This is a genomic window from Pseudomonas sp. GL-B-19 (assembly GCF_019956415.1).
Taxonomy (GTDB): Bacteria; Pseudomonadota; Gammaproteobacteria; order Pseudomonadales; family Pseudomonadaceae; genus Aquipseudomonas.
In genome coordinates this window covers 24,044-40,660 of the sequence record NZ_JAHBDK010000050.1, presented here as the reverse complement: position 1 = coordinate 40,660, position 16,617 = coordinate 24,044, and the positions used below count along the sequence as shown (strand labels likewise).

Genomic DNA, 16,617 nt, shown 5'->3' with positions numbered 1-16,617 from the left:
CCCGCTAGCGTCGAGCCTGCACGTTCTTTCCTGACCTGCTCGACCCAGCGGCGCAACGCAGTAGGGCCGATATCGAAGTTGGCGCAGACCTCAAGAATGGGCTGGTCTTCATCAAGCACCATGCTTGCAGCATTGAGCTTGAACTCGCTGGAATAGGACTTTCGCATCATCATGCACACCTTAGATTTGGGCGCCATCATAGCGCCCTATTGAGGTGTCCAATTTCATTAGGCCAGATCAGGCTCGCTCCCACAGGGTTTGTGGTGTCTGAGAGAAATCAGTAAATCATTCACAAATGTTAACGGCTTGGGTCAATCACCGCCCCTGACCTATGCTGCACCCCAACGCTTTCGTTTCCGGTCGATTTTATGGGTCGTGGTTTGCTTTTGATGTTGCTGCTGATCGCCCTGCCCGCCGCAGCGCAGATTTATAAATACACCGACGCCGACGGCAATACCGCCTACAGCAATCAACCACCCGACGGCGTCACGGCCCAGCCGGTTGAATTGCCGCCGCTGAATAGCGTGGCACCCCCAACCCCTCCCGCTCCCTCTTCCGAAAGCACCAGCAATGAGCCGCCGCACAGTGCCTATGAGGCGCTGCAGCTGACCGGCCCGCCCACCGGTGAGGCCCTGCGTGCCAATAACGGCACCTTCACCGTCAGCGTCCTGATCAAGCCGCGCCTGCAAGCGCCGCACCTGTTGCGATTGCTGCTGGATGGCCAACCCTACGGGCAGTCGAGCAATGTGCCGATCCTGCAGCTGGTGAACGTCGACCGCGGCGAACATAGCCTGGCGGTGCAGGTGATCAATGGAGAGAACGTCCTTCAGCAAAGCCCCACCGTGACGTTCACCGTGCAAAGGGTGCACAAGCCATGAGGCTATGGCTGCTGATCGCCTACTTGATCGCCTTCCCTGTGTCGGCCGAGGTATTCACCTATGTCGATGCTCAGGGCAATCGCGCCTTCACCGACCAGCCGCAGCATGGCAATGCCAAACGTGTGCCGCTGGCTACCAGCAATCGCATGACTGCCCAGCCCACCGCTACGATGCCGCTGATTGCCGCGAACCCGCCCGAAGAACAACCGCTGTTCCACTACGACTTGCTTCGCATACTGGTGCCGGAGCCGGACGCGACGATCCGCAGTAATGCCGGCGAAATCATCGTCAGCGTCACCAACGAACCCCGCCTGCAACCGGGCCATCGCTACCGACTTCTGCTCGACGGCCAACCCACCGCCGACCCCGGCCTCAGTCCGGTGTTCCCCCTGAGCAACATCGACCGTGGCAGTCACAACCTGTCCGTTGAAATCCTCGACGAGCAAGGCCGCACCGTCGAACGCACCGCCAATCAGCCGTTCCATATGCTGCGCACATCCCTCGCGCAAAAACGCCAGGTCAAACCCTGCGCCCTCGTCGACTACGGCAAACGGCCGGAATGCCCGCTCACAGACAAACCGAAAGAAGAAATAAATCCTTTCTTGCGTTTGTTCTAACGCCGTTCAGCTTTACGCACTACATTGGTGCAATAGGTTGCACCGTACCCATATCGCAACCCATTTTGGTTCGAAAGTACCCGCGAAAACTGGCAGAACGCCACGCAAACGAGCGTCAAACGTCCGTTTCAGGCCTTAAACGCTTCTTTTCGGAGCCTTGGTTTGGTTTTTGCATTTTCCTCGTATCGGCGCGTTATTCACGCACATGCCCTGCTCCAAAAGAGGTCCTGATGACCATTAGCGACGCACTGCATCGACTACTACTCGACAACCTGACCACCGCCACCATCCTGCTCAACGCCGAATTGCGCCTTGAGTACATGAACCCGGCGGCGGAAATGTTGCTGGCCATCAGCGGTCAGCGTAGCCATGGGCAGTTCATCAGCGAATTGTTCACCGAATCCACCGAAGCGCTGAACTCCCTGCGCCAGGCAGTCCAGCAGGCGCACCCGTTCACCAAGCGCGAAGCGATGCTCACCGCTCTCACCGGCCAGACCCTGACCGTCGACTACGCGGTAACGCCGATCCTGGCCAATGGCGGCACGATGCTGTTGCTGGAAGTCCATCCCCGTGACCGCTTGCTGCGGATCACCAAGGAAGAGGCACAGTTGTCGAAGCAGGAAACCAGCAAGATGCTGGTGCGCGGTCTGGCCCACGAAATCAAGAACCCACTGGGCGGGATTCGCGGCGCCGCACAATTGCTCGCCCGCGAACTGCCGGAAGAAAGCCTGCGCGATTACACCAACGTGATCATTGAAGAAGCCGACCGCCTGCGAAACCTCGTCGACCGCATGCTCGGCTCGAACAAGTTGCCGTCGCTGGCCATGTGCAATATCCATGAGGTGCTGGAGCGTGTCTGCCAACTGGTGTCAGCGGAAAGCCAGGGCTGCATCACCTTGGTGCGCGACTACGACCCCAGCATTCCTGACGTGCTGATCGACCGCGAACAAATGATTCAGGCGGTGCTGAACATCGTGCGCAATGCGATGCAGGCCATCAGCAGCCAGAACGAACTGCGCCTGGGTCGCATCAGCCTGCGTACCCGCGCCTTGCGCCAATTCACCATCGGCCACGTGCGCCATCGCCTGGTGACCAAGATCGAAATCATCGACAACGGTCCGGGCATTCCCGCAGAACTTCAGGAAACCATTTTCTTTCCCATGGTCAGTGGTCGTCCGGACGGTACCGGGCTGGGCCTGGCCATTACCCAGAACATCATCAGCCAGCACCAGGGCTTGATCGAATGTGACAGCCACCCAGGCCACACCACTTTCTCGATCTTTCTGCCACTGGAACAAGGAGCCACATCGACATGAGCCGTAGTGAAACCGTGTGGATCGTCGATGACGACCGTTCTATCCGTTGGGTCCTGGAAAAAGCCTTGCAGCAGGAAGGCATGACCACGCAAAGCTTCGACAGTGCCGATGGCGTGATGAGCCGCCTGGCGCGCCAGCAGCCAGACGTGATCATCTCTGACATCCGCATGCCCGGCGCCAGCGGCCTGGAACTTCTGGCACGGATTCGCGAACAGCACCCGAGGCTGCCGGTCATCATCATGACGGCTCACTCCGACCTGGACAGCGCTGTCGCGTCCTATCAGGGTGGCGCGTTTGAATACCTGCCCAAGCCGTTCGACGTCGATGAAGCGGTCTCTCTGGTCAAGCGCGCCAACCAGCACGCCCAGGAGCAGCAAGGCCTGGAAGTCCCGGTCGCCCTGACCCGTACGCCAGAAATCATCGGTGAAGCACCGGCGATGCAGGAAGTGTTTCGCGCCATCGGGCGCTTGAGCCACTCCAACATTACCGTGCTGATCAATGGCGAATCCGGGACCGGTAAAGAGCTGGTGGCCCACGCCCTGCACCGTCACAGCCCACGGGCGGCCTCGCCGTTCATCGCACTGAACATGGCGGCGATTCCAAAAGACCTGATGGAATCCGAGCTGTTCGGCCACGAGAAAGGCGCGTTCACCGGCGCGGCCAACCTGCGTCGCGGACGTTTCGAACAGGCAGACGGCGGCACGCTGTTCCTCGATGAAATCGGCGACATGCCGGCCGATACGCAAACCCGCTTGCTGCGAGTACTGGCCGACGGCGAGTTCTATCGCGTTGGCGGTCATGTGCCGGTGAAGGTCGATGTGCGAATCATCGCCGCAACGCACCAGAACCTGGAAACCCTGGTACACGCCGGGAAATTCCGTGAAGACTTGTTCCACCGCCTCAACGTGATCCGCATTCACATCCCGCGCCTGTCGGACCGTCGCGAAGACATCCCGACCCTGGCCAAGCACTTCCTCAGCCGCGCTGCGCAGGAACTGGCGGTCGAGCCGAAGCTGCTGAAAAGCGAAACCGAGGAATACCTGAAGAACCTGCCGTGGGGCGGCAACGTGCGCCAGCTGGAGAACACCTGCCGCTGGATCACGGTGATGGCTTCGGGTCGCGAAGTGCACATCAGCGACCTGCCGCCAGAGTTACTGAGCCTGCCGCAGGACTCGGCACCGGTGACTAACTGGGAACAAGCGCTGCGCCAGTGGGCCGATCAAGCGTTGGCACGTGGTCAGTCGAGCCTGCTGGACACCGCTGTGCCGGCCTTCGAGCGGATCATGATCGAGACCGCCCTCAAACACACCGCCGGCCGTCGCCGCGATGCTGCGGTCTTGCTGGGTTGGGGGCGTAACACCCTGACACGCAAGATCAAGGAATTGGGGATGAAAGTGGATGGCGGGGATGATGATGAGGGAGATGAGGGTTAAGCAGCCTGCAGTTCTTCACTGACAGTTACATCCAATCGCGGGCAAGCCTTGCTCCTACAGGTCATATGCCAATTTTGACATTGCGCATGACCTGTAGGAGCAAGGCTTGCCCGCGATGCTTTATGGGGCCTCATGCACCGTGGCAATGCACCGTGAACCGCAATCGCGCACAAAGACTGATTCACAACCCCGCATTTTTTCGCAATCGAACCCAGCTGAAAAAACACGAAAGCCCCTGAATACGGGGCTTTTGGCGTTTTAAAGCGATTTTCTGTACCAATTTGTTAAAACCTGGCACGCCGCCTGCAATAGTCCATTCAGTGATTCAGTTCACTACCCGGTTTCGGGGACCTTGGTACAGGCAGGCCGGGGATTCCCCTCTTTACATCGGGCTCACACCGCTTACGCGACGAGCCCACCCTGTTTTGGGGCCCTTGATACAGGCAGGTCAGGGGTTCCTTCTTTACACCGGGCTCACGACGCAATGCGCGAGCCACGCCGTTTTGGGAACCTTGGTACAGGCAGGCCGGGGATTCCCTCTTTTATTGCTCCCGGAGATGGATCTCCAGCCGCCAGCGATCATCGACCTCACTACCGGCCCATTCGCCTTGCAGTGGTCGGGCTGCCACCACCGACAGCAACATCCCCCCATCACTCAAACGCACCCGCCAGTTGACGCTCTTGTCGTTGAGCTTGAGCTGACCTTTCTGCGCCGGGCCTTCGGCCTCGAACAGTAATGCGAGGCTACCGTCCACAAACTCGCCATGGTTCTTGGGTTCGTTGTTGAACCACACTACCAGCCCGTCGCTGGTGGCCTCGACCTGCTGCAAAACTGTCGGATCGGGCGCGGTCAGGCGACCGATCATCAGCCCCACCATCATCCCGACAATCGCCAACGAACCGAGCACTCGCGGGAATAGTTTCGAACGGGGATCCTTTGGCGGCGTAGAATGCCCGTCATCTTTACCTTCGGAGCCGTGCATGTTTCACGTCATCCTTTTTCAACCAGAAATTCCACCGAATACCGGCAACGTTATCAGGCTGTGCGCCAACAGTGGCTGCCACCTGCATTTGATCGAGCCGCTGGGCTTCGAGATGGACGACAAACGTCTGCGCCGGGCCGGCCTCGATTACCACGAGTATGCCACCCTGCAACGCCACGCCGATCTCGCCAGTTGTCTGGAGAGTCTTGGCCATCCCCGGTTATTCGCCTTCACCACCAAGGGCTCGCGACCGTTCCACGATGCCAGTTTCGCCGAGGGCGACGCCTTCCTGTTCGGCCCGGAAAGCCGAGGCCTGCCAGCTGAAGTGCTCGACGCCCTGCCCGGCGAACAACGACTGCGCTTGCCGATGCGTGAAGGCTGCCGCAGCCTGAACCTGTCGAACACCGTGGCCGTCGCCGTGTACGAGGCCTGGCGCCAAAACGACTTCAAATAACACCGCCGTCCTTGTAGGAGCTGGCTTGCCAGCGAAAGCGGTGTAACAGCCAGCACAGAGGTTGAGTGTGATGGCCCCTTCGCTGGCAAGCCAGCTCCTACAGGTTTCGTTTGCTCCATGAAAAAAGCGCCTTCAGAGGCGCTTTTTTCATGGAGCAAACGAAGCTTTTATTGAACGGTCGGAGTCTCGCCAGCCGCCTGCATGCGTTGCAGCTCTTGTGCGTACAGCGCGTCGAAGTTCACCGGTGCCAGCATCAGGGCCGGGAACGAGCCACGGGTGACCAGGCTGTCCAGGGTTTCGCGAGCGTACGGGAACAGGATGTTCGGGCAGAACGCGCCGAGGGTGTGGCTCATCGAAGCGTCGTCCAGGTTCTTGATCAGGAAGATCCCGGCCTGTTGCACTTCAGCGATGAATGCCACTTCGTCACCGTTCTTCACGGTCACGGACAAGGTCAGCACGACTTCGTGGAAGTCGCCTTCCAGGGTCTTTTGACGGGTGTTCAGATCCAGACCGACGCTCGGCTCCCACTGCTGGCGGAAAATCGCCGGGCTTTTCGGGGCTTCGAAAGACAAGTCACGTACGTAGATGCGCTGCAAGGAGAATTGCGGTGCGGTTTCTTCTTCGCTAGCTGCAGTGTTCTGTTGGTCAGTCATCTCAGATCCTTTCTGATCTTGGGGTCTTATAGGGAAGGCATACAGGCCTTGAGCATTGCGTCGAGCTTACCGGCGCGCTCAAGGGCAAACAAATCATCACAACCACCAACGTGGGTGCTGCCGATCCAGATCTGCGGCACGGACGTACGTCCGGCTTTCTGAGCCATGGCGGCGCGCACCTGCGGCTTGCCATCGACCTTGATCTCTTCGAAGGCCACGCCTTTGTTCTCGAGCAGGTACTTGGCTCGCGAACAGTAAGGGCAGTAATCGCTGGAATAGACGACGACGTTGCTCATATCACTTCACCAGCGGCAGGTTGTCGCCCTTCCAGCTGGAAATACCACCGGAGAGCTTGGCGGCGGTGAAGCCGGATTTCATCAGTTCGCGTGCATGCGTACCGGCGGTCTGGCCCAGGGCGTCGACCAGGATGATGGTCTTGGCCTTGTGCTTTTCCAGTTCGCCGATGCGAGCGGTCAACTTGTCGTGAGGAATGTTCAACGCGCCAACGATGTGACCGGCGGCGAAGTCCTTGGTCGAACGGATGTCGATCACAACGCCTGCGTCCTTGTTGACCAGCCCGGTCAATTCACCGGTACTCAGGCTACGGCCGCCGCCTTGCATTTGATAGGCAATCAGCGCCGCCAGCAGTACGACGAAGATACCGACAAGAATGTAGTGGTTAGTGGCAAATTCAATCAGGTGAGCAACCATCGAAGGAGGTTCCAGGGCGTTAAAATGTCGGCCAGTATACACAGCCACTATGGTGGGCCAAACCCCGTCCGGCGGTGACGTGGCCGGAACTTCGCTTTAAACTGCCACTCCCTTTTCCATCGCCCTCTTTTAACTTAAGCCAGAGTGAATCCATGACTACCACGCCTAAACCTTTGGTCCTGATTATTCTCGATGGCTTCGGTCACAGTGAGAGCCCTGAATCCAACGCCATCTATGCGGCCAAGAAGCCCGTGCTGGACCGTCTGTGGGCCACCGTGCCGAACGGCCTGATCTCCGGCAGCGGCATGGACGTCGGCCTACCGGATGGCCAGATGGGCAACTCTGAAGTCGGCCACATGAACCTCGGCGCCGGTCGCGTGGTGTATCAGGACTTCACCCGCGTGACCAAGTCGATCCGCGACGGCGAGTTCTTCGAGAACCCGACCATCTGCGCCGCTGTAGACAAGGCCGTTGCAGCCGGCAAAGCCGTGCATTTCATGGGCCTGCTGTCCGACGGCGGTGTTCACAGCCACCAGGACCACCTGATCGCCATGGCTGAACTGGCATTCAAACGCGGCGCTGAAAAAATCTACCTGCACGCCTTCCTCGACGGCCGCGACACGCCACCGAAAAGCGCGCAGTCATCCATCGAATTGCTCGACGCCAGCTTCCAGGCGCTGGGCAAAGGTCGTATCGCCAGCATCATCGGCCGCTACTTCGCCATGGACCGCGACAACCGTTGGGACCGCGTGTCCCAAGCCTACAACCTGATTGTTGACGGCAACGGCGAATTCAACGCAGCCACCGCCCAGGAAGGTCTGCAAGCTGCTTACGAGCGTGGCGAGAGCGACGAATTCGTCAAAGCCACCTCCATCGGCGAGCCGGTCAAGGTCGAAGACGGCGACGCGGTGGTGTTCATGAACTTCCGCGCCGACCGCGCCCGTGAACTGACTCGTGTGTTCGTCGAAGACGATTTCAATGAATTCGAACGCGCGCGCCAACCGAAACTGGCCGGCTTCGTCATGCTGACCCAATACGCCGCGAGCATTCCTGCGCCGTCGGCGTTCGCCGCCGGCAGCCTGGAAAACGTGCTGGGCGATTACCTGGCGAAAAACGGCAAGACTCAACTGCGCATTGCCGAAACCGAGAAATACGCCCACGTGACCTTCTTCTTCTCCGGCGGTCGTGAAGAACCGTTCCCGGGCGAAGAACGCATCCTGATCCCGTCGCCAAAAGTCGCTACCTATGACTTGCAGCCGGAAATGAGCGCGCCGGAAGTTACCGACCGCATCGTCGATGCCATCGATAACCAGCGTTACGACGTGATCGTGGTCAACTACGCCAACGGCGACATGGTCGGCCACAGCGGCGTGTTCGAAGCAGCGGTGAAAGCCGTTGAATGCCTGGACCAGTGCGTCGGCCGCATCGTCGAAGCCCTGGAAAAAGTCGGCGGCGAAGCGCTGATCACTGCCGACCATGGCAACGTCGAGCAAATGTCCGATGAAGCCACCGGTCAGGCGCACACCGCTCACACCACCGAGCCTGTGCCTTTCATCTATGTCGGCAAGCGTGACCTCAAGGTCCGTGAAGGCGGCGTACTGGCGGATGTGGCGCCGACCATGCTGATGTTGATGGGCCTGGAAAAACCGGCGGAAATGACCGGGACATCGATTCTGGTGTAATCGACCGTTCAATCACCACCAAACCCTGTGGGAGCGAGCCTGCTCGCGATAGCAATCTGACGGCCAACATCACTGTTGAATGTCAGGACGCCATCGCGAGCAGGCTCGCTCCCACATTGGTTTGTGGTGTTTTTTTGTCCAGTTATCACACAGCCCCAATTGGGCATTTTTTTTGCCACGCTTGGCGGGCATACTAGGCCGTCCCTTTCCCTGGTGCCGCCCGCCTCTATGCTCCGCGTCCTGATAGCCCTAGCACTGACTTGCCTGCTCCAACCGGCCTTCGCTGACGAGCGCGAGCAAACCCAACAACAGTTGGACGCCACGCGTCAGGACATTGCCGAGCTGAAAAAACTGCTGGGCAAGTTGCAGGAAGAAAAATCCGGTGTGCAAAAAGAGCTCAAAGGCACCGAGACCGAGATGGGCAAGCTCGAGAAACAGGTCGACGCCCTGCAAAAAGAGCTGAAGAAAAGCGAAACCGAGCTACAGCGACTCGATGCCGAGAAAAAAAAACTCCAGAGCGCGCGCATTGAACAGCAACGACTGATCGCCATTCAGGCCCGCGCGGCCTATAAAAACGGCCGTCAGGAATACTTGAAGCTGCTGCTGAACCAGCAGAACCCGGAACAGTTCGCCCGCACCCTCACCTACTACGACTACCTGAGCCAGGCCCGACTGGAGCAGCTGAAGAATTTCAACGAAACCCTGCGCCAACTGGCCAATGTCGAAAAAGACATAGACGCACAGCAGGCGCAGTTGCTGGTGCAGAAGAGCAGCCTCGACAGCCAGCGCGACGAACTCGACAAAGTCCGCAAGGAGCGCCAGCAAGTCCTGGCCAAACTCAACGAAGACGTAAAGGCTCGCGACCAGAAACTGGCCTCCCGCGAGCAGGATCAGGCAGACCTGTCTAAAGTCCTTAAAACCATTGAAGAAACCTTGGCTCGCCAGGCCCGTGAGGCAGAAGAAGCGCGGCAAAAAGCGCTGATCGCCCAGCAGGAAGCCGAAAAAAAGCGTTTACGTGAGGCTCAGGCTGCAGCAGATGCAGAAACCACCGACGCCCCACGCAAACCGGTTAAATCGACACCCGGCGCTTTGGTCTCAAGTTCAGGCGAGACCTTTGGCGGCCCCTTTTCGTCAACTCGGGGAAAACTTCCCTGGCCGGTTGATGGTCGACTGTTGGCACGCTTTGGCGAGTCTCGTGGCGACGATGCCCGCACCAAGTGGGACGGCGTGATGATCAGCGCCTCCGCCGGCAGTCAGGTGCATGCCGTGCATGGCGGTCGCGTGGTGTTTGCCGACTGGTTGCGTGGTGCCGGGCTACTGGTGATTCTCGACCACGGCAACGGTTTTCTGAGTCTTTATGGTCACAACCAGACGCTGCTCAAGTCTGCGGGTGACGTAGTAAAAGCCGGTGAGTCCATCTCCACTGTCGGCAACAGTGGCGGGCAGGACACACCAGCACTGTATTTCGCTATTCGTCAGCAGGGTCACCCGAGTGATCCGGCGCAATGGTGTCGTGTGCAAGGATAAGCACGCTACCTAATTCAGGAGTTCGTTTGACATGCTGCATTTGTCCCGCCTTACCTCGCTGGCCCTGACGATCGCCCTGGTGGTCGGCGCGCCCCTGGCGTTCGCCGCTCAACCAGCACCGGCTGTCGCGCCTGCGGGCACTGCCGCGACGACCAAGGCCCCGTTGCCTCTGGAAGAGTTGCGCACCTTTGCCGAGGTCATGGACCGGATCAAGGCCGCCTATGTCGAACCCGTAGATGACAAGACCCTGCTGGAAAACGCCATCAAAGGGATGCTCAGCAACCTCGATCCACACTCTGCCTACCTGGGCCCGGAAGACTTTGCCGAGTTGCAGGAAAGCACCAGCGGTGAATTCGGCGGCCTGGGCATCGAAGTTGGCGCCGAAGACGGTTTCATCAAGGTCGTTTCGCCGATCGATGACACTCCGGCGTCCAAGGCGGGCATTCAGGCCGGTGACTTCATCGTCAAGATCAATGGCCAGCCGACTCGCGGCCAGACCATGACTGAAGCCGTGGACAAGATGCGCGGCAAGATCGGCCAGAAAATCACCCTGACCCTGGTGCGCGATGGCGGTACACCCTTCGACGTAACCCTGTCCCGCGCCATCATCCAGGTGAAGAGCGTGAAGGCGCAGCTGCTGGAAAACGGCTACGGCTATATCCGCATCACTCAGTTCCAGGTCAAGACCGGCGAAGAGGTCTCCCAGGCCCTGGCCAAACTGCGCAAGGAAAACGGCAAGAAGCTCAAAGGCATCATCCTCGACCTGCGTAACAACCCCGGGGGCGTGCTGCAGGCTGCGGTGGAAGTGGTCGATCATTTCATCAAAAAGGGCCTGATCGTCTACACCAAGGGCCGTATCGCCAACTCCGAGCTGCGCTTCTCCGCGACCGGCAAGGATGAAAGTGAAGCCGTGCCAATGGTCGTGCTGATCAACGGCGGCAGCGCCTCGGCTTCGGAAATTGTCGCCGGTGCCTTGCAGGATCAAAAACGCGCCGTGGTGATGGGCACCACCAGTTTCGGCAAAGGCTCGGTACAAACCGTGCTGCCACTGAACAACGACCGCGCCCTGAAGATCACTACCGCGTTGTACTTCACCCCGAACGGTCGCTCGATTCAGGCCCAGGGCATCGTCCCGGACATCGAAGTGCGCAAGGCCAAGATCACCAACGAGCAGGACAGCGAGTACTTTAAGGAAGCCGATTTGCAGGGTCACCTGGGCAATGGCAACGGCGGCGCCGATAAGCCGACCGGCACCAGCGGCAAAGCCAAGGCCATGCCGCAGGATGATGATTACCAGTTGGCCCAGGCCTTGAGCCTGCTCAAAGGGTTGAGCATCACGTCCGGCCGCTGAGATGCTCCAGCGGTTTATCCTGTGTTTATTGCTCTGTCTGGCGGGTGTTGCTCACGCAGCGCCCGTCGAGACGCCCCCTCAAAAAGCCTATCTCAGCCTGATCATCGATGACCTGGGGCAGAACCTGCCCCGGGATCGCCGCGTGCTGGCCCTGCCCGGCCCGGTGACCGCGGCGATCATGCCCGACACACCCCACGCCACCGAATTCGCCCGCGAAGCCCATCGCGCCGGCAAGATCGTCATCCTGCACATGCCCATGGACCCGGCCACGGGCCCCTTCGCGTGGCACCCGGACTTGCCCATCGAAGAGCTGGAAAAACGCCTGAATGCGGCGTTCAAGGTCGTGCCCTATACCGCCGGCATCAACAACCACATGGGCAGCCGAATGACCGCTCAACCGGCCGCCATGGCCTGGTTGATGGCGGATTTGCAGCAGCGGCACAAATTCTTCGTCGACAGCCGCACCAGCGCGCAAACCGTTGCCGCCGCCCAGGCGCAGAAGATAGGTTTGGCCAGCGTTTCGCGGGATGTGTTTCTGGATGACGAACGCACCGAAGCGGCAATCTTCACCCAGTTACAGACGGCGATCAGCCTGGCGCGCAAGCAGGGTTCCGCGGTGATGATCGGGCATCCATATCCGCAGACGCTGGCGGTTATGGAGCGGGAGTTGCCGAAGCTGAAGGCTCAGGGGATTGAGTGGATTGATATCAGGCAGATGATCAGTGTGCGCGGTAACCGGGCAACCACGGCGCATGGCAAGGATGGGGTGTACCGATAACTTGCAGTTGAACCACCCTCTGTAGGAGCCGGCTTGCCGGCGAAGCGGTCTTGAATATCACGCTGCCTGTGCGACCGCCTTCGCTGGCAAGCCAGCTCCTACAAGGGGTGCGGTGGCGCCATTAGAGATACCGCGCCATGATCTCGTCTACCTTGCCTTCCTTGCGCAGTTGATCCAGCACGGCCTGAAGTTTGGCCACCATCTCGTCCGGCACGTCTTTGTTCAACGCCAGGTACAGCTCGGCGCTATTGAAGCGCAGCACCGTTTTGAGACCATTTACGCCTTCCTGCCGCGCAAGATAGCGCCCGGCCGGATCACCAGTCGCCCACAAATCAATTTGGCCGTTGACCAGTTTCTTCGCGTTGTCCTGATCGCGAAGCACAACGATTGGATTCAGCCCCTGCTTGGCGAGCGTCTCGGCAATTGCATCGCCCTTGTAGGCACCGATTTTGTATTGGCGCGCGTCATCCAGCGTTTCGAGGGTGATCGTGCTGTCGGCCTTGGCCAACATGATCCAGTCATCCGGGCCAATCGGGCCGACCCACTTGAAGAGCTTCTCGCGGTCAGGCAAACGCGCCATCACGAACACGCCGTAACCGGGCTTTTCCAGGGCGAGTTTGTAGATTCGCTCCCAAGGGAAACGCAGCGTCAGGCTATATGTGATGTCGGAACGCTTGAACATCTCGCGGACAATGTCCACGGCGATGCCATTGATGTTCTCGTCTTGAGCGAAGTTTTTGCCGTTCTTCGCCATGTTGTACGGCGGGAAATTTTCCGTCAGCAACACCAGGTCGGTGTCGGGGCTTTCTGCGGCATGCGCTCCGCTGATAAACAACAGAGAGGCACTGGCGAGGACTAGAAGAAGGCGTTTGAGCATGTCTGGCTACCGAAATCCATGGCGTACCCAAGAGTGCCTTGAGCCCGCCATGATGTCCACTGGCCTGCATTGATTGTTTAGCGCATCACGATGCCGCGATGCGCCATGTAGGCCTTGGCTTCCTGCACGGTGTATTCGCCGAAGTGGAAAATACTCGCCGCCAATACTGCGCTGGCGTGACCTTCGAGGATGCCGTCAGCCAAGTGCTGCAAGTTGCCGACACCACCGGAGGCGATCACCGGAATCCCCAAGGCATCGCTGATGGCACGGGTCACACCGAGGTCGAAGCCGTTTTTCATGCCGTCCTGGTCCATGCTGGTCAGCAGGATTTCACCGGCACCGAGGCCTTCCATTTTCTTCGCCCATTCAACAGCGTCGAGACCGGTAGGTTTGCGACCGCCGTGGGTGAAGATTTCCCAGCGCGGGGTTTCGCCCGGCAGTGAAACCTTCTTGGCGTCGATGGCGACGACAATGCATTGCGAACCGAAATGCTGCGCGGCTTCGCCGACAAACTCGGGATTGAACACCGCAGCCGTATTGATCGAAACCTTGTCCGCACCGGCATTCAGCAAATTGCGAATGTCCTGCACGGTGCGCACGCCACCGCCGACGGTCAGCGGGATGAACACCTGGCTGGCCATGCACTCCACGGTATGCAGCGTGGTGTCGCGACCGTCGACGCTGGCGGTGATGTCAAGGAAGGTAATCTCGTCGGCACCCTGCTCGTCGTAGCGACGGGCGATTTCCACCGGGTCACCGGCATCGCGAATGTTCTCGAACTTCACACCTTTAACGACCCGGCCGTTATCCACGTCCAGGCAAGGGATGATGCGTTTGGCCAGCGCCATGGTCAGTCCTCAGCCTTTGTACGAGTCGCAGAAAGCTTGCGCTTCAGCGACATCGAGGGTGCCTTCGTAGATCGCCCGGCCGGTGATTGCGCCGATGATGCCTGGCGCCTTGGCGTCGAGCAGCGATTTGATGTCACCGAGGTTGTGAATACCGCCGGAAGCGATCACCGGAATACGCGTGGCAGCGGCCAGGGCGGCGGTGAACGGTACGTTGCAGCCCTGCATCATGCCGTCTTTGGCGATGTCGGTATAAACGATCGCGGATACGCCGTCGGCTTCGAATTGCTTGGCCAGGTCAATCACCTGAATGGTGCTGATTTCAGCCCAGCCGTCAGTGGCGACAAAACCGTCTTTGGCATCCAGACCGACGATCACTTGGCCCGGGAACGCGCGGCAGGCTTCGGCGACGAAGGCCGGGTCTTTCACGGCTTTGGTGCCGATGATCACGTAGCTCACGCCGGCTTTTACGTAGTGCTCGATGGTTTCCAGCGAACGGATACCGCCGCCGATCTGGATCGGCAGGTTCGGATAACGCTTGGCAATCGCAGTGACCACTTCGCCATTGACCGGCTGGCCTTCGAAAGCGCCGTTCAGGTCGACCAGATGCAGACGACGGCAACCGCCTTCCACCCACTTGGCAGCCATGCTCACCGGATCATCGGAGAACACCGTGGAATCTTCCATGCGGCCCTGGCGCAGACGAACACAGGCACCGTCTTTGAGATCGATAGCGGGAATAATCAGCATCTGGCAAACCTTCAAATTCGAGTATTCAGCTTCGCTCGGAAATCAGTTTTTCTCGAGCGCCCACAAGTCGCTTTCGATGCTTTCGAACCTCTCTTTGAGGTGCGTCTGCACATCGAAAATCGCCCTGTTGTAATAGTGCGGAGCAATTTCACGGGTAAACAGCTCAAGGATTTCGGCCGCTTCGAACGAACCCAGGTCCAGTTCGAAGCGATCCTCCATGAAGCGTTTGATCTTCTGGTTGGCCTCGTTCTCCTGTTCAGGAGTGAGGGTCAGGATCGGTGGCTTCTTTTTGACGGCCATTTACCAGCGACCATCCCACGCGGCGAAGTTCTGCAGCAATTGCAGACCATGGGTATGGCTCTTCTCCGGGTGGAACTGCACGGCGAAACGCGAGCCTTCGGCCAGCGCCGCAGCAAAATCGACACCGTAGTGACCGCCGCCCACCACCTGCCGCGCGTTGCCGGCGGCGATGTAGTAGCTGTGCACGAAGTAGAAACGCGCCAGGTCCGGAATGTCGTGCCACAGAGGATGTGCAATCGTCTGCTTAACTTCGTTCCAGCCCATGTGCGGGACTTTCAGGTGTTCGCCGTCTTCGTGCAGGTCTTTGCCGAAAAACTTCACCGCGCCCGGGAACAGGCCGATGCAGTCGACGCCATCGTTCTCTTCACTGCTGTCGAGCAAGGCTTGCATGCCAACACAGATGCCGAGGAACGGACGGTCCTGGCTGACTTCACGCACCAGCGAATCGAAGCCCAGGCGACGGATCTCCGCCATGCAATCGCGAATCGCGCCGACGCCGGGGAAAACCACCCGATCGGCTTCGCGAATCACGTCGGCATCGCTGGTGATCAGGACCTTGCCGGCACCGACGTGCTCGAGGGCCTTGGCCACCGAGTGCAGGTTGCCCATGCCGTAATCGATAACCGCGACCGTCTGCATTACAGAACGCCTTTGGTCGATGGCATCTGACCGGCCATGCGGTCATCGAGCTCTACGGCCATGCGCAGTGCGCGGCCGAATGCCTTGAACACGGTTTCGATCTGGTGGTGGGTGTTGGTGCCACGCAGGTTGTCGATGTGCAGGCTGACGAGCGCATGGTTGACGAAGCCCTGGAAGAACTCCTGGAACAGGTCAACGTCGAAACCGCCGACGGTAGCGCGGGTATACGGGACATGCATCTGCAGGCCTGGGCGGCCGGAGAAGTCGATGACCACACGCGACAGCGCTTCATCGAGCGGCACGTAGGCGTGGCCGTAGCGACGGATGCCTTTCTTGTCGCCGATGGCTTTGGCAAAGGCCTGACCCAGGGTGATACCGACGTCTTCCACGGTGTGGTGGTCGTCGATATGCAGGTCGCCCTTGCTGACAATATCCAGGTCGATCAGCCCGTGACGGGCGATCTGGTCCAGCATGTGCTCAAGAAAAGGAACACCGATATCAAATCGGGCCTTTCCGGTGCCATCCAGGTTGATCGAGGCTTTGATCTGGGTTTCCAGAGTGTCGCGCTCGACTGACGCCTTACGTTCGGCCATCACCAGCTCCGCAAAATCATTGGGCGAAAAAGGCAGCCATTATAGGGGCGCGGGCGCGAAACAGAAACACGATACGTGATATCCCTGACGGGCTGAACCCGGCACTGTCGGGGATAGACATGTCCATACAAGCCGGCATTCATTGCGAATGCACGGCTTTTGTAGGAGCTGGCTTGCCAGCGAAGGCGGCCGGGCGAAGTGCAGCGGCAATGAGGACGCCTTCGCCGGCA

20 protein-coding genes are annotated in these 16,617 nt (G+C 59.3%); 9 read left to right on the top strand and 11 right to left on the bottom strand.

The genetic code is table 11. The annotated features are described in order from the left end of the window. The coding region (locus tag KGB06_RS20040) for a transposase (RefSeq protein ID WP_223511913.1) at positions 1-167 on the bottom strand (167 nt) is incomplete at its 3' end. Positions 168-368: 201 nt separating this feature from the next. Here KGB06_RS20040 and KGB06_RS20035 point away from each other — a divergent pair. The 4 genes from KGB06_RS20035 (at position 369) to ntrC (ending at position 4,244) form a co-directional block, all read left to right on the top strand. After that, positions 369-878 (top strand): DUF4124 domain-containing protein, encoded by a 510-nt coding sequence (locus tag KGB06_RS20035; protein ID WP_223518854.1) that lies wholly within the window; start codon positions 369-371, stop codon positions 876-878. Continuing rightward, positions 875-1,495: a DUF4124 domain-containing protein gene (locus KGB06_RS20030; RefSeq protein ID WP_223518852.1), complete on the top strand. Its 621-nt coding sequence runs from the start codon at positions 875-877 to the stop codon at positions 1,493-1,495. The genes KGB06_RS20035 and KGB06_RS20030 overlap by 4 nt, the downstream gene beginning before the upstream one ends. Positions 1,496-1,725: 230 nt before the next feature. Next, on the top strand, positions 1,726-2,811 hold the full coding sequence (gene glnL, locus KGB06_RS20025) for a nitrogen regulation protein NR(II) (RefSeq protein ID WP_223518849.1): 1,086 nt from the start codon (positions 1,726-1,728) through the stop codon (positions 2,809-2,811). Continuing rightward, entirely contained in the window at positions 2,808-4,244 is a 1,437-nt protein-coding gene (gene ntrC / locus KGB06_RS20020) for a nitrogen regulation protein NR(I) (protein ID WP_223518847.1), read from the top strand. The genes glnL and ntrC overlap by 4 nt, the downstream gene beginning before the upstream one ends. 542 nt (positions 4,245-4,786) lie before the next feature. Here the strand turns inward: ntrC and KGB06_RS20015 are convergent. Continuing rightward, entirely contained in the window at positions 4,787-5,227 is a 441-nt protein-coding gene (locus tag KGB06_RS20015) for a hypothetical protein (RefSeq protein WP_223518845.1), read from the bottom strand. Between KGB06_RS20015 and trmL the strand changes: the two genes are divergently transcribed. Continuing rightward, positions 5,226-5,681, top strand: a complete 456-nt coding sequence (trmL, locus tag KGB06_RS20010; protein ID WP_223518844.1) for a tRNA (uridine(34)/cytosine(34)/5-carboxymethylaminomethyluridine(34)-2'-O)-methyltransferase TrmL — start codon at positions 5,226-5,228, stop codon at positions 5,679-5,681. The two genes, KGB06_RS20015 and trmL, sit on opposite strands and share 2 nt — an antisense overlap. Positions 5,682-5,848: 167 nt before the next feature. Here trmL and secB read toward each other — a convergent pair whose 3' ends face one another. The 3 genes from secB to KGB06_RS19995 are packed head-to-tail and all read right to left on the bottom strand — an operon-like array spanning position 5,849 to position 7,045. Further along, positions 5,849-6,334: a protein-export chaperone SecB gene (gene secB / locus KGB06_RS20005; RefSeq protein ID WP_223518842.1), complete on the bottom strand. Its 486-nt coding sequence runs from the start codon at positions 6,332-6,334 to the stop codon at positions 5,849-5,851. A 26-nt stretch (positions 6,335-6,360) separates the two neighbouring features. Beyond that, positions 6,361-6,630 carry a glutaredoxin 3 gene (gene grxC, locus KGB06_RS20000; RefSeq protein ID WP_223518840.1) on the bottom strand — a complete coding sequence of 90 codons (270 nt, stop codon included), beginning with the start codon at positions 6,628-6,630 and terminating at the stop codon, positions 6,361-6,363. Position 6,631: 1 nt separating this feature from the next. Then, positions 6,632-7,045: a rhodanese-like domain-containing protein gene (locus tag KGB06_RS19995; RefSeq protein WP_223518838.1), complete on the bottom strand. Its 414-nt coding sequence runs from the start codon at positions 7,043-7,045 to the stop codon at positions 6,632-6,634. Between the two features lie 152 nt (positions 7,046-7,197). Between KGB06_RS19995 and gpmI the strand changes: the two genes are divergently transcribed. The 4 genes from gpmI to KGB06_RS19975 all read left to right on the top strand — a co-directional run bounded on the left by gpmI (position 7,198) and on the right by KGB06_RS19975 (position 12,383). After that, complete coding sequence (gene gpmI, locus KGB06_RS19990; RefSeq protein WP_223518836.1) at positions 7,198-8,727, top strand: 2,3-bisphosphoglycerate-independent phosphoglycerate mutase; 1,530 nt, start codon at positions 7,198-7,200, stop codon at positions 8,725-8,727. Positions 8,728-8,955: 228 nt separating this feature from the next. After that, on the top strand, positions 8,956-10,254 hold the full coding sequence (locus tag KGB06_RS19985; RefSeq protein ID WP_223518835.1) for a murein hydrolase activator EnvC family protein: 1,299 nt from the start codon (positions 8,956-8,958) through the stop codon (positions 10,252-10,254). A 31-nt stretch (positions 10,255-10,285) separates the two neighbouring features. Beyond that, positions 10,286-11,605 carry a S41 family peptidase gene (locus KGB06_RS19980; RefSeq protein WP_223518833.1) on the top strand — a complete coding sequence of 440 codons (1,320 nt, stop codon included), beginning with the start codon at positions 10,286-10,288 and terminating at the stop codon, positions 11,603-11,605. 1 nt (position 11,606) lies between these two features. Beyond that, entirely contained in the window at positions 11,607-12,383 is a 777-nt protein-coding gene (locus tag KGB06_RS19975) for a divergent polysaccharide deacetylase family protein (protein WP_223518831.1), read from the top strand. 121 nt (positions 12,384-12,504) lie between these two features. Here the strand turns inward: KGB06_RS19975 and KGB06_RS19970 are convergent, their stop codons facing one another. The 6 genes from KGB06_RS19970 to hisB form a co-directional block, all read right to left on the bottom strand. Then, positions 12,505-13,260, bottom strand: a complete 756-nt coding sequence (locus tag KGB06_RS19970) for a substrate-binding periplasmic protein (protein WP_223518829.1) — start codon at positions 13,258-13,260, stop codon at positions 12,505-12,507. 77 nt (positions 13,261-13,337) lie between these two features. Then, positions 13,338-14,108, bottom strand: a complete 771-nt coding sequence (hisF, locus tag KGB06_RS19965; RefSeq protein ID WP_223518827.1) for an imidazole glycerol phosphate synthase subunit HisF — start codon at positions 14,106-14,108, stop codon at positions 13,338-13,340. Between the two features lie 9 nt (positions 14,109-14,117). Then, positions 14,118-14,855, bottom strand: coding sequence for a 1-(5-phosphoribosyl)-5-[(5-phosphoribosylamino)methylideneamino]imidazole-4-carboxamide isomerase (hisA, locus tag KGB06_RS19960; protein WP_223518825.1), 738 nt, complete (start codon positions 14,853-14,855; stop codon positions 14,118-14,120). A gap of 42 nt (positions 14,856-14,897) precedes the next feature. After that, positions 14,898-15,155, bottom strand: a complete 258-nt coding sequence (locus tag KGB06_RS19955; protein WP_050682512.1) for a DUF2164 domain-containing protein — start codon at positions 15,153-15,155, stop codon at positions 14,898-14,900. Continuing rightward, positions 15,156-15,794 carry an imidazole glycerol phosphate synthase subunit HisH gene (gene hisH / locus KGB06_RS19950; RefSeq protein ID WP_223518823.1) on the bottom strand — a complete coding sequence of 213 codons (639 nt, stop codon included), beginning with the start codon at positions 15,792-15,794 and terminating at the stop codon, positions 15,156-15,158. It lies immediately after the preceding gene. Then, positions 15,794-16,387, bottom strand: a complete 594-nt coding sequence (gene hisB / locus KGB06_RS19945) for an imidazoleglycerol-phosphate dehydratase HisB (protein ID WP_003218037.1) — start codon at positions 16,385-16,387, stop codon at positions 15,794-15,796. The genes hisH and hisB overlap by 1 nt, the downstream gene beginning before the upstream one ends. Between the last annotated feature and the right edge of the window lie 230 nt (positions 16,388-16,617).

What these genes read in the sequence shown, in the direction of transcription:
- KGB06_RS20035 (WP_223518854.1), top strand. Translation starts at nt 369, where the DNA reads ATGGGTCGTGGTTTGCTTTTGATGTTGCTGCTGATCGCCCTGCCCGCC.
- KGB06_RS20030 (WP_223518852.1), top strand. Translation starts at nt 875, where the DNA reads ATGAGGCTATGGCTGCTGATCGCCTACTTGATCGCCTTCCCTGTGTCG.
- glnL (WP_223518849.1), top strand. Translation starts at nt 1,726, where the DNA reads ATGACCATTAGCGACGCACTGCATCGACTACTACTCGACAACCTGACC.
- ntrC (WP_223518847.1), top strand. Translation starts at nt 2,808, where the DNA reads ATGAGCCGTAGTGAAACCGTGTGGATCGTCGATGACGACCGTTCTATC.
- trmL (WP_223518844.1), top strand. Translation starts at nt 5,226, where the DNA reads ATGTTTCACGTCATCCTTTTTCAACCAGAAATTCCACCGAATACCGGC.
- KGB06_RS20015 (WP_223518845.1), bottom strand. Translation starts at nt 5,227, where the DNA reads ATGCACGGCTCCGAAGGTAAAGATGACGGGCATTCTACGCCGCCAAAG.
- secB (WP_223518842.1), bottom strand. Translation starts at nt 6,334, where the DNA reads ATGACTGACCAACAGAACACTGCAGCTAGCGAAGAAGAAACCGCACCG.
- grxC (WP_223518840.1), bottom strand. Translation starts at nt 6,630, where the DNA reads ATGAGCAACGTCGTCGTCTATTCCAGCGATTACTGCCCTTACTGTTCG.
- KGB06_RS19995 (WP_223518838.1), bottom strand. Translation starts at nt 7,045, where the DNA reads ATGGTTGCTCACCTGATTGAATTTGCCACTAACCACTACATTCTTGTC.
- gpmI (WP_223518836.1), top strand. Translation starts at nt 7,198, where the DNA reads ATGACTACCACGCCTAAACCTTTGGTCCTGATTATTCTCGATGGCTTC.
- KGB06_RS19985 (WP_223518835.1), top strand. Translation starts at nt 8,956, where the DNA reads ATGCTCCGCGTCCTGATAGCCCTAGCACTGACTTGCCTGCTCCAACCG.
- KGB06_RS19980 (WP_223518833.1), top strand. Translation starts at nt 10,286, where the DNA reads ATGCTGCATTTGTCCCGCCTTACCTCGCTGGCCCTGACGATCGCCCTG.
- KGB06_RS19975 (WP_223518831.1), top strand. Translation starts at nt 11,607, where the DNA reads ATGCTCCAGCGGTTTATCCTGTGTTTATTGCTCTGTCTGGCGGGTGTT.
- KGB06_RS19970 (WP_223518829.1), bottom strand. Translation starts at nt 13,260, where the DNA reads ATGCTCAAACGCCTTCTTCTAGTCCTCGCCAGTGCCTCTCTGTTGTTT.
- hisF (WP_223518827.1), bottom strand. Translation starts at nt 14,108, where the DNA reads ATGGCGCTGGCCAAACGCATCATCCCTTGCCTGGACGTGGATAACGGC.
- hisA (WP_223518825.1), bottom strand. Translation starts at nt 14,855, where the DNA reads ATGCTGATTATTCCCGCTATCGATCTCAAAGACGGTGCCTGTGTTCGT.
- KGB06_RS19955 (WP_050682512.1), bottom strand. Translation starts at nt 15,155, where the DNA reads ATGGCCGTCAAAAAGAAGCCACCGATCCTGACCCTCACTCCTGAACAG.
- hisH (WP_223518823.1), bottom strand. Translation starts at nt 15,794, where the DNA reads ATGCAGACGGTCGCGGTTATCGATTACGGCATGGGCAACCTGCACTCG.
- hisB (WP_003218037.1), bottom strand. Translation starts at nt 16,387, where the DNA reads ATGGCCGAACGTAAGGCGTCAGTCGAGCGCGACACTCTGGAAACCCAG.